This is a genomic window from Thiothrix nivea DSM 5205 (assembly GCF_000260135.1).
GTDB lineage: Bacteria > Pseudomonadota > Gammaproteobacteria > Thiotrichales > Thiotrichaceae > Thiothrix > Thiothrix nivea.
The window spans coordinates 209,672-223,224 of sequence record NZ_JH651384.1; the positions used below are offsets into that span (position 1 = coordinate 209,672).

Below are 13,553 nucleotides of genomic sequence, written 5' to 3' on the forward strand. Positions count from 1 at the left end.
TCTCTCTCAGAACCAACCATATATCCGTCAACAATATCGCATATCAGTTTATTAGGGTTTTCTTCAGGAGTGGTTACGATTGAATATATAACACTTCGAATTAGCGCTCTGTATTGAAGACGAGCAGGATTTTGCACATTCTGACAGTTAGCCATAAAAGTCGAAAGATAAAGCTGAAATACTATTGGCGCGATTATGGCGCATATTAATGATTCGCGCCAATGTGCGCCATCCGGCTGATCATTTCTTCCTCCCCGGCTGCACTACGATGTGATCCGCCTGTGAGTTCTCGCGCACCCGCTTCGGGGTGGCCGCCTTCGACAGTGAGGCCAGCGCCACAAACCACGCCTTCGGCATGTCGGTCGGCAGGCCGATCGGAATCCCTGCGATATTCGGCGTATGCAGGAACGCATGACCCGGCTCTTCAAATTCCGGCGCGGTGCAATTGATGCAGGCGTAACCGGCACGGGTGCAGGAACCCTGCCCGTTCCACAAGCGCAGGTTGCAATCCGCGTGCGCCTGCGTGCCGAGGCAGCCCATGTGTTCCATCATGCAGCCGAGGTCGGAAGGCTTTTCGGCGCTGGCCTTGTATTCGTAATACTCGTTGCGCGAGCAGCCGTGGTGTGCCAGATGGTCGCTGTAGAAACGCGGGCGGGCGAGGTTGTCAAGTTCGTCCGGCTGAATGCCCTGCATGGCCAGCAGCAACAGGGTTTCCGTGATCCAGCCGGGATGCGTGGGGCAACCGGCGACATTGATCACCGGCAATCCGGCGCGGCTGCGGTAATCCGCTCCCAGAGCGCCGCCCGACAGATGGCCATCGTATTGCAGACCGCAAGCGTCGGTCGGATTGTTTCCGGCAGCGGTCATACCGCCGAAAGCTGCGCACGTACCGATCGCCAACGTGTATTGCGCCTGCACCGCCAGTTTTTGCGCCCAGTGCAGCATGGCGGTATCGGTTCCGGCCAACTTGTGGAATGCACCGGTGCCGTTGGGGCCACGCAGAATTGATCCCTCTACGCACAGCACATCCAGCACCTGTTCACCTGTTGCCAGTTGTTCCAGCAGGGTAATGACTTCCGCGCCGCTGGCTTCGCTTAGCGACGGATGCCAGAGGAATTCAATACCGGCGGTGGCAAGAGTATCCAGCACGTTGGGGTTTTCGGCGCACAGCAGCGACATGGTGCAACCGCCGCAGCCACCGGATTGTAACCAGAGGACATTCATGCCTTACCCCCACTTTTTGGTAAGCGCAACGTAAACTCCGCCCCGCCCTTCGCACCATTCCGCACCAGCAACTTGCCGCCATGATTCGCCGCGATCCCGTAGCTGATCGACAGCCCCAGTCCGGTTCCCTGCCCGATCGGCTTGGTGGTGAAAAATGGGTCGAACACCCGCACCAGATTCTGCACTGCAATCCCCGACCCGTTGTCGCGGATACTGAGTTCCACAGCTTCCGCCGTTTGCGCCACTGCAATCGACAGGCGTGGTTTGACGGTCTGCTGCATCGCATCCAGCGCGTTCTGCACCAGATTGATGATGACCTGCTGGATTTGCCCCGGAATGCCTTCCACCAGCAGTGCATCGGGCAGTTCGCCGTAAACGATTTCCACATCCAGACGGCTGCCTTTCACCACCCAGCGCACCGAGGTTTCCAGCGTGTGCAACAGATCGAAACGCACCATCTTGTCGGTCTGGCTGGAGGAAAAACTACGCAGGTCGCTCACGATGTCGCTGACCCGTTCCGCGCCTTCCAGCGTGCCACCGACCAATGAGTCGAGGTCTTGCAGCAGGTGATCGATACGCAGTTGAGAACGCAGGGCTTCGCACTGTGCGGCGTGCTGGCCGCTGTGGATGCGGTCGAGGTATTCGCGGATGCGGGTAGCATAACGCTGCATCGCGTGCATGTTGGCGTAGACGAAACTGATCGGGTTGTTGAGTTCGTGCGCCACTCCGGCGACCAAGCGACCGAGTGCGGCCATTTTTTCGGAGTTGACCAGTTGCTGCTGGGTGCGTTGCAGTTCCTGATGCGCCTGATGCAGCGCGTCGAACGCCTTGCGCAATTCGCCGACCGGACGGCCAATCAGCACCATGCCTTCGATGCGCCCGCGCGCGTCGGTGCGCGAAGTACAGTTCATCGCCAGCGGCACCGACTCGTGCACGCCGCGCAGGGTGATTTCGCAGTCGTGGATGGCGCTTGCGCGGATTTTCTGCTGGAAACCGTTGACCAGCGGATAGCATTCCTCGGTAAACAAGGTCTGAAATGGCTGGTTGAGAAGTTCGGTAGAGGTCTTGCCGACAATGCGTTCCAGCGCGGCGTTGACCCGCTGGATACGCCCGTGGAAGTCGCACACGATCAGCACATCGGTCATGGCGACTTCGATGCTGGTAATGAATTGCTGGGCTTCTTCGAGTTCGGCGTTTTTGCGTTCGAGTTCGACCTGATGGTGCAACAGATCGGTGTAGGTCTCATCCATCTTCTGGATGACCTCGATCCATGCCTGCTCCTGCGGGGCAGTGAGGCTGATGTCAGTCGTCTTCGGCGATCCCATAACGCTCCAGTTTATTCCGCAAACCGACCCGCGACAAACCCAGTTCGTCCGCTGCACGGCTCTTGTTGCCGTGGTGGCGGTTGATGGCGGCGCGGATGATGTGGGTTTCCAGCAGTTCGACCTGATCCTTGAGGGTTCCGGCCAGCCCGTTGAGCGGCGGCATGAAGGCTGCGTTGGCGGAGAAGGTTTCCGCTTGCGCGCTGTTGTTGACATGCGGACTGAGAGTAGCGGCATCCAGCAGCTTGCCTTGCGCCATCACCAGCATCCGCTGCACTTCGTTGTAGAGTTCGCGCACATTGCCGGGCCAGGCGTAAGCCTGTAATGCCTGCAAGGCGTCGATGCCGAAGCCTTCCACCGGTTTGCCCATGCGCTGGCTGTGGTGTTGCAGCAACCAGTTGGCCAGCGGGGAAATATCCATGCGGCGTTCGCGCAAGGGCGGCAGTTCGATGGTCATGCCCGCCAGCCGGTAGTAAAGGTCTTCGCGGAAACGGCCTGCCTGCACTTCTGCCAGCAAATCGCGGTTGGTGGCGGCGATCACGCGCACGTTGACGTGGCGGCGCTGACTGCTACCGACCGGGCGGAAACTGCCGTCCTGCAACACACGCAGCAGCTTGACCTGAAACGCGGGGCTGGTTTCGCCGATTTCATCGAGGAAAATCGTGCCTTCGTGGGCTTGCTCGAACAGGCCGCTGTGATCGGCAATCGCACCGGTAAAGGCACCGCGTTTGTGGCCGAACAGTTCACTTTCCAGCAATTCGTCGGGCAGCGCACCGCAGTTTTCGATGATGAACACCTTGTCGGCACGGCAGCTGTTGTAGTGCAGGGCGCGGGCGAACAGCTCCTTGCCGGTGCCGGATTCGCCGGTCAGTAGCACCGATACATCATGTGGGGAAACTTTTTCCACCAGTTCCAGCGCGCGGTTCAAGGGGCTATCCGGGGCGCGGATGATGTTGTCAGTGCGGAAGGTTTGTTGCAGGCGCTGGCGCTGGTGGCGGGTATGTTCCTGCAAATTGTGGGTGCTGGCCTTGAGTTCTAGCGACAATAGTTCATTTTCGCGCTGAAGCTGATGCAGGCGGATGGCGTTGCGCACGGTGAGCAGCAGGTTGTCGGGGTGCCAGGGCTTGGAGATGTACTGGTAGATGCCCGCCGCGTTGACGCCCTGAATGATGTCTTCCGCGTCGGTGTAGCCGGAGATGATCATGCGCACGATGTCGGGGTAATCGCGGCGCACGCGGGTGAGGAATTCCACCCCGGTCATTTCCGGCATACGCTGGTCGGCGAGGATTACCTGCACCGGCTCATGCCTCAGCAGTTCCAGCGCGGAGGCGGCGCTGTAGGCCATGTGTACGTCGAATTCGTCGCTGAGTATCCGCGCCATGCTTTCGACGGAGCGGATTTCATCGTCGACCAGCAGCACGGCGGGGCGGGTGGTATTCATGCGCGTTCGCTACGCGGAAAGCGAGTGGCGCAGGGCTTGCATTTTGGCTTCCAGTGCCTGCATTTGTTGTTCGACCAGCCCCTTGCGTTGCTGTTGCAGCCAGGCTATCCAGCCCTCCATACCTTCGCCGCTGGTGGCGGACACGTGCAGGATTTGAATGTCCGGGTTGACCCGGCGGGCGTATTCCTCACACTTGGCCACGTCGAATTTGAGATAGGGCAGCAGGTCGATTTTGTTGAGGATCATCAGGTCGGCGGCGTGGAACATGTCAGGGTATTTGATCGGCTTGTCTTCGCCCTCGGTGACGGAGAGGATCGCGACCTTGTGCGCTTCGCCCAGATCGAAGGCCGCCGGGCACACCAGATTGCCTACGTTTTCGATGAACAGGATGCCACCGTCTTCCAGCGGCAGGGATTCGAGCGTGTGGCCGACCATGTGCGCATCCAAATGGCAGCCTTTGCCGGTGTTGATTTGTAGCGCGGGCACGCCGGTTGCGCGGATACGGTCGGCATCGTTGCTGGTTTGCTGGTCGCCTTCCACCACCGCCATTGGCAGCTTGCTCTGCAAACGGGTCAGGGTTTCGGTCAGCAGCGTGGTCTTGCCGGAACCGGGGCTGGAAACGAGGTTGAGCGCGAGGATGGCGTGTTGCGCGAAATGCTGACGATTGCGCGCGGCGTACTGATTGTTCTTGCCGAGAATGTCCTGCTCGATCTGCACCATGCGCGATTGCGATAGGCCGGGCGCGTGGGCGCGGGCGGGGTCTTGGCCGTAATCATGGGTGTGGGCGTCGTGGTGATGGTCATGCCCGTGATCGTGCCCGTGGTCATGATGATGATCGTGCGGGTGATCGTGGTCGTGATGGTGGTGATGTTGCCCCTGAACAGCCGAATGTGCATGGGGTTTTACCTGACCGCCGATGCCTTCGATTCTCAGCTCACCTTCGCCGCAGCCGCATACCGTACACATATCACTCTACCTCCAGTTCTTTTATGCACATTTCTTCCCCGCGCGTGACCTGTAGCTGATAGCTGCCGCAGTTGGGGCAGGCGTCGTAGCGCTGCTGCACCGTGACGGTTTGCGCGCAATTCAGGCACCACGCTTCGGCGGGGACTTCGATAATTTCCAGTGTAGCGCCATCCGCCAGCGTATGGCGAATGACGACATCAAAACAGAAGCGCATGGCTTCCACCTCAACCCCGGACATGCTGCCGATTTCCAGCCAGACGGTTTTGACCTTGTGGAACTGCTGGCGTTTGGCCTCGTCTTCCAGTACTTGCAGCACGCCTTCGCACAGGGACATTTCATGCATCGGGGATGATCTCCAGTTGGTAGTCCACGCAAGGGTCGAGGGCGGTGATGAGGATGCGGGCTTGCTGGGTGAGGTCGGTTTCGTCCCTGCCTTGCAGGGTCGCCAGCATGTTGTACAGGGAGCCGAGGGGGTGGAAATTCCATTCGGTGGGGGCGACGATTTGGTAATTGCAAATAATGGCGTTTTGTTGGGTGACGCGGTGGGTCAAGAGACCTCTTACGGTTTGCACCAAGGAAATTCCCGCCTGCGGCGTAGTACCCCCCATCCCCGGCCCTTCCCCCGCAAGGGGGGAAGGGAGTGAAGACGCACGGTTCGGGGTCGCCTCTTGTTCCTTCCCCCCTTGCGGGGGAAGGTTAGGATGGGGGGTAGAAACACTTTCCACCATATCCAACACCCGCGCGATCAACCGCGTCATCAACCCACTACCGTAATGCTCCCGCCAGACCTGCAAATCGGGATTTTCCCAATGCCGTGTCAGCGCCGAAGTTTCACAGGCTTGCCCATCCACCTCCGGTTCTGCCATGAAGTTTTCGGCATCAACAGCGATCAGTCGTTGCAGCCACCAATCAACAGGTAGTTCTGGAAGCGGATGTATTTCGACATCACCTAACCTATCCCAGCCCATTGCCTGTAAACTAGAAACAATATTTCCAATTCCCCCTTTCATGGAAAGTTTCTTTACATCACCTGCGTGACAACATTCCAACCATTCCGCCGTCGGCATTCCCAGCAAATGCGTTTCCATCCACTGCTGGATAGCCACCAAAACTGGCTGTAGATCAACTACCTGCAACAAGTCGCGTTTGAGCCTGAACAGGGCTTGTAACTCAGCAGGCGCTGGCGGCTCACAGCCCAATGCCATAGTCCAGTCCTGTGACAGACGCAGCAGGTGCTCGAACAGGGTTTCTCCCCTGACCTGAAAATCGCGCTGCTGTTCGGTTGCGGGGCTAACTGGCTGCCCCAATGCCTGTTCGCAGGCGCGGGCGGAGGCGACGGATTGCGCCGTGCCGCACAGGCTGAACAGCATTCCGACCAGTTTGGGGGCAGTTTCGACCGGCTTCCCGGCAAAAAAGCGGGGGCTGAGGCGCAGACGGTTGGAGTGGATGGAAACAGTGTTGACAGCGCACAGGTCGCCAGTCCTGCCGTAATGCAGGGTGATGTGTAGTTTGCCGCTTAAGGTTTCCAGTGATTGCATGGGGTGGATACTTGGTTTCCGCTTTTACCATTGTCCCCTATTTGGAGCAAATGCCGTGCCATTATGCGTCTGAGCGTTCCTGAAAAACACCGGTACGGATGGTTTGCAGCAACATCTCCCCATATTCCGGCAGCGGTTTTTCAATCACACCGTCCAGCCGTAACTGGATCATGCGAATCGCGCCGCCGAAAATACTGGAAGTCAGCACCCACGAATCCATATCCACAAACTCACCCGCTTCGATGCCGTTGCGCACAATGCTACGCATTTTACTGAATGCCGCCGAATGACACATCAGCGGGTCTTGCGAAATGAATTCCGTGTGCTTGGCGTGAAACACGAAGGCGATGATGTTGCGATGGGTTTCGGTGTGTTCAAACAACTGGCGGATGATGGCCTCGCACTGCTGCCACGGGGTCGGGAATTCCGCCATGACGGTTTCCACCAACTCGTCCATTTCGTTGAGGATGTGTTTGTACAGCGCCTGCGCAACCCCTTCCTTGCCACCGAAATGGTTATAGATCGAACCAATACTGACCTGCGCCCGCTTCTGCACTTCATGGATGGAAACATTGTGGAAACCGTTTTCCACGAACAAATCCAGCGCTGCGGTGAGGATACGGCAGTCGATCGGTTCAGGGACTGGAGGACACTTTTTCAGGTATGGCATAACGACAAGCCTAGCCAATACGCAGGCAAATGGCAATTGACAGAAATGAACATTCATTCTATTTTCTACAGACACATTGGAGCTTGAGGAAAATACAACATGAAATGCCGCGCCGCCGTTGCCTGGGAACCCAAAAAACCACTGGAAATTGAAGAAATCGAAGTCGGAAAGCCGCGCGAAGGCGAAGTGCTGCTGAAAGTGGTCGCTTCCGGCGTCTGCCACACTGACGCTTTCACCCTCTCCGGCGAAGACCCGGAAGGTGCATTCCCCTGCATCCTCGGCCACGAAGGTGGCTGCATCGTCGAAGAATGTGGCCCCGGCGTGAAAAACCTCAAACCCGGCGACCATGTAATTCCGCTGTACATCCCCGAATGTGGCGAGTGTGAATACTGCCGCTCTCCCAAAACCAATCTGTGCCAGTCGATTGCCGGAACGGTGTGGACAGGTTACATGCCTGACCATACCCGTCGTTTCACCTGTAAAGGGCAACCGATTTACCACTACATGGGCTGTTCCACTTTCTCGGAATACACCGTCGTGCCGGAAATCGCACTGGCGAAAATCAACCCTGCCGCCCCACTGGACAAGGTTTGCCTGCTGGGTTGCGGTGTCACCACCGGTATTGGCGCAGTGCTGAATACCGCAAAAGTGGAACCCGGTTCCACCGTGGCTGTGTTTGGTCTTGGCGGTATTGGCCTGTCGTGCATTCAGGGAGCAGTCATGGCACAAGCCGGGCGCATCATTGCCGTCGATATCAACCCCGGCAAATGGGAAATGGCCAAGGCACTGGGCGCAACCGATTTCGTCAATCCCAAGGCCATCAACGGCTCGGTCGTCGAATACATCAAGGATCTGACCAACGGCGGGGTCGACCACTCGTTCGAATGCATCGGCAACGTGCACGTCATGCGTGACGCGCTGGAATGCACCCACATGGGCTGGGGCGTTTCCACCATCATCGGCGTGGCGGGCGCGGGTCAGGAAATTGCCACCCGCCCCTTCCAACTGGTGACAGGCCGCACCTGGAAAGGCACCGCATTCGGCGGCGTCAAAGGCCGTACCGAACTGCCCGGTTACGTTGACCGATACCTCAACGGGCAGATCGAACTGGACAGCATGGTTACCCACACCATGCCGCTGGAAGACATCAACCGCGCGTTCGACCTGATGCACGCGGGCGAAAGCATCCGCTCCGTGATCATTTTCTAAGGCTGAAGGCATGAAACTGGTTGAAAGCATCAAGGAATCCGGCGGATTTCTAAACCGTTACACACATGAGTCGGCAAGCTGCCGGTGCAGCATGACCTTCTCGGTTTTTCTGCCACCACAAGCGACGGATGGCCGGGTGCCAGCGCTGTACTGGCTGTCTGGCCTGACCTGCACGGATGACAACTTCCGCGTCAAAGCTGGGGCACAACGTTACGCCGCCGAACACGGCATTGCGCTGATCATCCCCGACACCAGCCCGCGCGGGGCAAACGTGCCGGATGTGCCGGAGCGTTACGACCTCGGCCAGGGTGCCGGTTTCTACGTCAACGCAACGCAGGAGCCCTGGTCAACGCATTACCACCTGTACGACTACGTGACCGCCGAACTGCCAGCATTGGTGGAACAGCACCTGCCACTGATTCCCGGCGTGCGTTCCATCAGCGGGCACTCAATGGGCGGGCATGGTGCGTTGATCTGTGCGCTGAAAAATCCCGGCATGTACCGCTCGGTTTCGGCCTTTGCCCCTATTTGCCACCCAACCGAATGCGGCTGGGGCCAAGGCTGTTTTTCTGCCTATCTGGGTGACGACAAATCTCTGTGGGAAGCTTATGACGCCACCTGCCTGATCCGGGTCGGCGCATCCATACCTGAGATTTTCATCGACCAGGGCACTGCGGATGAATTCCTGCTGGAAGGCCAGTTGCTGCCGGAAAGCCTGGCCGCCGCCTGCCAGCAGGCAGAAGTGCCGTTAACACTGCGTATGCAGGCAGGCTACGATCATAGTTACCATTTCATCGCTACCTTCATTGGCGAACATATTGCTTGGCACGCGCAGGCGATGGCCTGACACACACTAACATCATCTATTTGGGCAGTTAAGCGTGCCTTGCGCGCTGGATGCAGAGATTGTCTGTGACGCCACACCACTGTTACGGGGCTTGTACCCTAACCCAGGAGTTGCCCATGCGCTTTCCCCGACTTCCCCGTACTGTCTGGATGCTCGGTCTGGTCAGCCTGTTCATGGATATGTCATCGGAATTTATCCATGCTGTGTTGCCGGTTTACCTCACGACCACGCTGGGGCTGTCAGTCCTGGCGGTGGGGATTGTGGAGGGTATTGCCGAGGCGACCGCTTCCATCATGAAAGTGTTTTCCGGTGTCATTTCCGACCGTTTCCGCAAGCGTAAGGCACTGGTGCTGACCGGTTACGGGCTGGCGGCACTGACCAAGCCGGTGTTCCCGCTGGCGAATACTGCTTTGGAAGTGGTGACGGCGCGTTTCGTTGACCGTATCGGCAAGGGTATCCGGGGAGCGCCAAGAGATGCGTTGATGGCGGATGTGACGCCACCTGCGTTGCTGAACACGGCTTATGGCATCCGCCAGTCGCTGGATACGGTGGGGGCGTTTGCCGGGCCATTGTTGGCGATGTTGATGTTGTACTGGTATTCGCACGATCTGCGGCTGGTGATGTGGGTAGCGGTGATTCCGGCGCTGGCCTGCGTGGGGCTGATTTTGTGGGGTGTGCGGGAGCCGGATGGAATAGGGGAGGGTAACAGCAAACCGCGCCTGCACTGGCGGGATGCCCGCAAGTTGCCGTTTACCTACTGGCTGCTATTAGTGCTGACGGGGGTGGTGACGCTGGCAAGAATGACGGATGCGTTACTGGTGTTACGGGCGCAGGAAAACGGTTTGCAGCTGGTGTGGATTCCCTTGGTGCTGGTGGTTTACAGCGCGGTTTATGCCGTGAGCGTGTGGCCGGTGGGGGTGCTGGCGGAACGCATCGGGCAGCGCGGTTTGTTGCTGGTGGGTATGGCGTGTCTGGCAATTTCACAATGGTCGCTGGCGGAAGCTGCAACGACCGGGGCGCTTTTCTGGCTGGGGATCAGCCTGTGGGGTTTGCACATGGGGCTGACGCAAGGTTTGCTGGCTGCAAGGGTGGCGCAGCTTGCTCCGGGGGAATTGCGCGGCACATCATTCGGGTTGTTTCATCTCACGATCGGGGTGATGCAGTTATTGGCCGGGGTCGGTTTTGGCTGGTTGTGGGTGGCTTTTTCAGCAGGCACGGCATTTCAGGTGGCGGCTGTTGTTTCGCTGGCAAGCCTGCCGTTGTTGTGGATGGCATGGTCTCCACAAGAGGTAAAGCCTGCCGCCTAAGTCAGGGCTAAGTTTTGCTGGGTAAGCTTTCCCCAGTCCAATGTGGACAGAGAGCAAACTCAGGAGTCTTACCAACATGAACGAAATGGCCGCTAATTCGGCGCTGGTCAAGGTGCCGGTCATCGTTACCTTTTAGGGGATTTCCCTGAAAGATTCCCCCGCAATGGCTACACTTGTCTTATCGACAAGCGGAGTCCCTATCCCCATGCCCCCCGAACCCCAAACAGCTAACCCGATCCTGAGTGAATCCCAGATAGCCGACCTGAAACTGGCGGCCTCGAAAATGTCTGGCAGCACCCGCCGTGCGTTCCAGGCGGACATGAGCCGGAAATATTGTGCAGGCAACGCCCGCCAGACTGAAAGGTGTTTTGGCTGGGGTCGGGAGGGGGTGCAGTTGGGTTTGGAGGAACAGCGCAGCGGCATGGTTTGCGTGGGTGCGCAGGCGGCGTATTGTGGCCAGAAGCGCTGGGAGGAAACCCAGCCGGAAGCGGCAGCCGCCTTGCTGGCGCTGGCGGAAGCACATAGCCAGCAAGACCCGACATTCCGCAGCAGCATCGCCTACACCCGCCTGACGGCGGCGGAAGCCATCCGGCAGTTACAGGCCATGGGTTTCAGCGGTGGACAAGTGCCCGCCCCCAGCACCATGGCGCGGATACTCAACCGGAATGGCTACCGCCTGCGCAAGGTGGAGAAAGCCAAGCCGCAAAAAAAATTCCAGAAACCGACGCCATCTTCGCCAATATCCAGGCCAACGATGGGCAGTTTGCCGATGGGGCGGTCAAACGCCTGAGCATGGACTGCAAGGCGACCGTCAACATCGGTGACTACTCACGGGGCGGGAAAACACGGGGTGACAATAAAGCCGCTGACCATGAGATGGGCTGCAAAGAGAAATACATCCCTTTTGGCGTACTGGATGAGGACAGTGGGCAGGTTTACCTGACCTTCGGCAGTTCCAGCAAAACCAGTGACTTCATCGTGGATTCCCTGTGCCGGGTATGGGAACAGATGCCTTCTGCTGACAAGGACGCCTGCCAGTGCATCCAGATCAAAGCGGACAATGGCCCGGAAAGCAGCGGGATCAGGACGCAATTCCTCAAGCGCATGGTGGAATTCGCCAACCATACCGGTAAGACAGTCCACCTGCTGTACTACCCGCCTTACCACAGCAAGTACAACCCGATTGAACGCTGCTGGGGGATTCTGGAACAACACTGGAACGGCACCCAGCTCAAGGATGCCGAAACCCTGCTGGAATGGGCAAAAACCATGACCTGGAAAGGCATCAACCCCATGGTCGAATTCAGTCGCAAGGTTTATGAGAAGGGTGTGACCCTCAGCAAAAAAGCTATGGAGGCTGTTGAGGCGAGGCTGGAAAGAAATGCTGCTTTACCAAAATGGGACATTCTGATTCGCCCTGTTTTTGGGTAATGTCTTTGAGGTAAATCACCTTATTTCTGGATCATCAAAATCCTCGCCACCACCGTGGGTGAAACCGGCGCGGATTTCCTGATTTTCAACCTTCACTTCGGCCTGCCTGCCACTTCCGCGTTGATGGGCGTGTTGCTGGCTGGCTTCCTGTTCGTACAGGTCAAAGCCAAACGCTATATCCCCTGGCTGTACTGGATGACTGTGGTGATGGTCAGTATCGTCGGTACGCTGATTACCGACAACCTGACAGATAACCTGGGCGTGCCGCTGGAAGTGTCCACCATCGCCTTCAGCGCCTTGCTGGTCGTGGCGTTCTGGCTGTGGTATAGCGTCGAGCAATCACTCTCCATTCACAGCATCTACACCGCGCGCCGGGAGCTGTTCTACTGGGCTGCCATCCTCTTCACCTTTGCGCTGGGGACTGCTGCTGGCGACCTGATGGCGGAATCTGTTGGGCTGGGTTATGCCACTTCTGCGTTGATCTTTGGTGTCGTGATTGCCCTGATTACTACCGGTTTCTATGCCTTCAAGCTGAACGGTGTGCTGGCGTTCTGGCTGGCGTACATCATTACCCGCCCGCTGGGTGCTTCCATTGGCGACTGGTTGTCGCAGGATGCCGCCAATGGTGGTTTGGGGTTGGGAACCGTGGGAACCACTGCCGTTTTCCTGGCCGCGATCCTGGGTTTGGTGGGCTACCTGACCGTTTCCCACGTTGATGCGCCCAGGTTGGCTGAAAACGCAGCCTGATTTTTTACAATATGACGAGACGAAAAAACACCATGACTACGAATGTAACAACCATGGATGCCCGCGCAGTGGACACCCTCATTAACCGTGTTCCGCACATCATCCTGCTGTACTGGGTGATCAAGATTGCCTCCACCACACTGGGGGAAACCGGGGCGGACATGTTTTCCATGACTTATGACTTCGGCTACGGTACGACCATCCTGATTTTTCTGGGACTGTTTGCCGTGTTCCTAGGGGGCAAGCTGGCGATCAAGCGTTATGAACCGGTGACCTACTGGCTGACCTTCACCGCCACCGCCATTGCGGGAACGGCCATTTCCGATTTCATCGACCGCACCTTGGGGCTTGGTTATGCGGCAGGTTCCGCGCTGTTGGTAACGCTGCTGTTGATTGTGTTGCTGGCGTGGTATGTGAAAGAAAAGAGCATCAATGTGGAATATGTCACCAAAATGTGGAATATGTCACCAATACCCCGGTGGAAGTGTTCTACTGGCTGGCGTTCCTGATTGCCAATACCTTGGGTACGGCTGCCGGTGACTTTTTGGCGGACACGCTGGGTTTGGGGTTCGGTACTAGCGCCATGCTGATTACCGGTATGCTGGTGGCGATTGCCTTGTTGCACTTCTACACTAAAGTATCCGGTACCTTGCTGTTCTGGCTGGCCTTTGTGCTGACCCGCCCGTTTGGTGCAACCTTCGGCGACCTTCTGACCAAAACGCATGAGAAAGGAGGGCTTGATCTTGGTACAGTAGGTTCATCCGCGTTTTTTGCCATCATTCTGGTGCTGGCGGTTTACCGGGAAATACAGGTGGAGAAATCAGGGAAAGCCATTCCCGAATTGGACTGAT

At 57.7% G+C, this 13,553-nt stretch carries 13 protein-coding genes and 1 pseudogene; 7 read left to right on the forward strand and 7 right to left on the reverse strand.

What is annotated here, in order from left to right:
- Positions 1-240: 240 nt before the first annotated feature.
- The 7 genes from THINI_RS01300 to THINI_RS01330 all read right to left on the reverse strand — a co-directional run bounded on the left by THINI_RS01300 (position 241) and on the right by THINI_RS01330 (position 7,161).
- Positions 241-1,224 carry an NADH-quinone oxidoreductase subunit B family protein gene (locus THINI_RS01300; RefSeq protein WP_002706879.1) on the reverse strand — a complete coding sequence of 328 codons (984 nt, stop codon included), beginning with the start codon at positions 1,222-1,224 and terminating at the stop codon, positions 241-243.
- Positions 1,221-2,549 carry a PAS domain-containing sensor histidine kinase gene (locus tag THINI_RS01305; protein ID WP_002706880.1) on the reverse strand — a complete coding sequence of 443 codons (1,329 nt, stop codon included), beginning with the start codon at positions 2,547-2,549 and terminating at the stop codon, positions 1,221-1,223. Before THINI_RS01305 ends, THINI_RS01300 begins: the two co-directional genes overlap by 4 nt.
- Positions 2,527-3,987 carry a sigma-54-dependent transcriptional regulator gene (locus tag THINI_RS01310; protein WP_002706881.1) on the reverse strand — a complete coding sequence of 487 codons (1,461 nt, stop codon included), beginning with the start codon at positions 3,985-3,987 and terminating at the stop codon, positions 2,527-2,529. Before THINI_RS01310 ends, THINI_RS01305 begins: the two co-directional genes overlap by 23 nt.
- Positions 3,988-3,996: 9 nt before the next feature.
- A complete protein-coding gene (gene hypB, locus THINI_RS01315; protein WP_002706882.1) occupies positions 3,997-4,953 on the reverse strand; it encodes a hydrogenase nickel incorporation protein HypB in 957 nt (318 codons plus the stop codon).
- A gap of 1 nt (position 4,954) precedes the next feature.
- On the reverse strand, positions 4,955-5,296 hold the full coding sequence (gene hypA / locus THINI_RS01320) for a hydrogenase maturation nickel metallochaperone HypA (protein ID WP_002706883.1): 342 nt from the start codon (positions 5,294-5,296) through the stop codon (positions 4,955-4,957).
- A complete protein-coding gene (locus THINI_RS01325) occupies positions 5,289-6,491 on the reverse strand; it encodes a nickel-dependent hydrogenase large subunit (protein WP_002706884.1) in 1,203 nt (400 codons plus the stop codon). The genes hypA and THINI_RS01325 overlap by 8 nt, the downstream gene beginning before the upstream one ends.
- Before the next feature lie 61 nt (positions 6,492-6,552).
- Entirely contained in the window at positions 6,553-7,161 is a 609-nt protein-coding gene (locus THINI_RS01330) for a TetR/AcrR family transcriptional regulator (protein WP_002706885.1), read from the reverse strand.
- Positions 7,162-7,260: 99 nt separating this feature from the next.
- Here THINI_RS01330 and THINI_RS01335 point away from each other — a divergent pair, with 99 nt between their 5' ends.
- From THINI_RS01335 to THINI_RS25895, 7 genes and pseudogenes are all read left to right on the forward strand, one after another.
- Positions 7,261-8,370: an S-(hydroxymethyl)glutathione dehydrogenase/class III alcohol dehydrogenase gene (locus THINI_RS01335; protein ID WP_002706886.1), complete on the forward strand. Its 1,110-nt coding sequence runs from the start codon at positions 7,261-7,263 to the stop codon at positions 8,368-8,370.
- A gap of 10 nt (positions 8,371-8,380) precedes the next feature.
- Positions 8,381-9,217 carry an S-formylglutathione hydrolase gene (gene fghA / locus THINI_RS01340; RefSeq protein WP_002706887.1) on the forward strand — a complete coding sequence of 279 codons (837 nt, stop codon included), beginning with the start codon at positions 8,381-8,383 and terminating at the stop codon, positions 9,215-9,217.
- Between the two features lie 116 nt (positions 9,218-9,333).
- On the forward strand, positions 9,334-10,524 hold the full coding sequence (locus THINI_RS01345; RefSeq protein ID WP_002706888.1) for an MFS transporter: 1,191 nt from the start codon (positions 9,334-9,336) through the stop codon (positions 10,522-10,524).
- A 421-nt stretch (positions 10,525-10,945) separates the two neighbouring features.
- Positions 10,946-11,955: pseudogene (locus THINI_RS23990) on the forward strand (ISAzo13 family transposase).
- Positions 11,956-11,988: 33 nt separating this feature from the next.
- Positions 11,989-12,702, forward strand: a complete 714-nt coding sequence (locus THINI_RS01360) for a COG4705 family protein (RefSeq protein ID WP_281054685.1) — start codon at positions 11,989-11,991, stop codon at positions 12,700-12,702.
- 32 nt (positions 12,703-12,734) lie between these two features.
- On the forward strand, positions 12,735-13,211 hold the full coding sequence (locus THINI_RS25890) for a COG4705 family protein (protein ID WP_211206953.1): 477 nt from the start codon (positions 12,735-12,737) through the stop codon (positions 13,209-13,211).
- A complete protein-coding gene (locus tag THINI_RS25895) occupies positions 13,157-13,552 on the forward strand; it encodes a COG4705 family protein (RefSeq protein WP_211206954.1) in 396 nt (131 codons plus the stop codon). Before THINI_RS25890 ends, THINI_RS25895 begins: the two co-directional genes overlap by 55 nt.
- Position 13,553 lies beyond the last annotated feature (1 nt).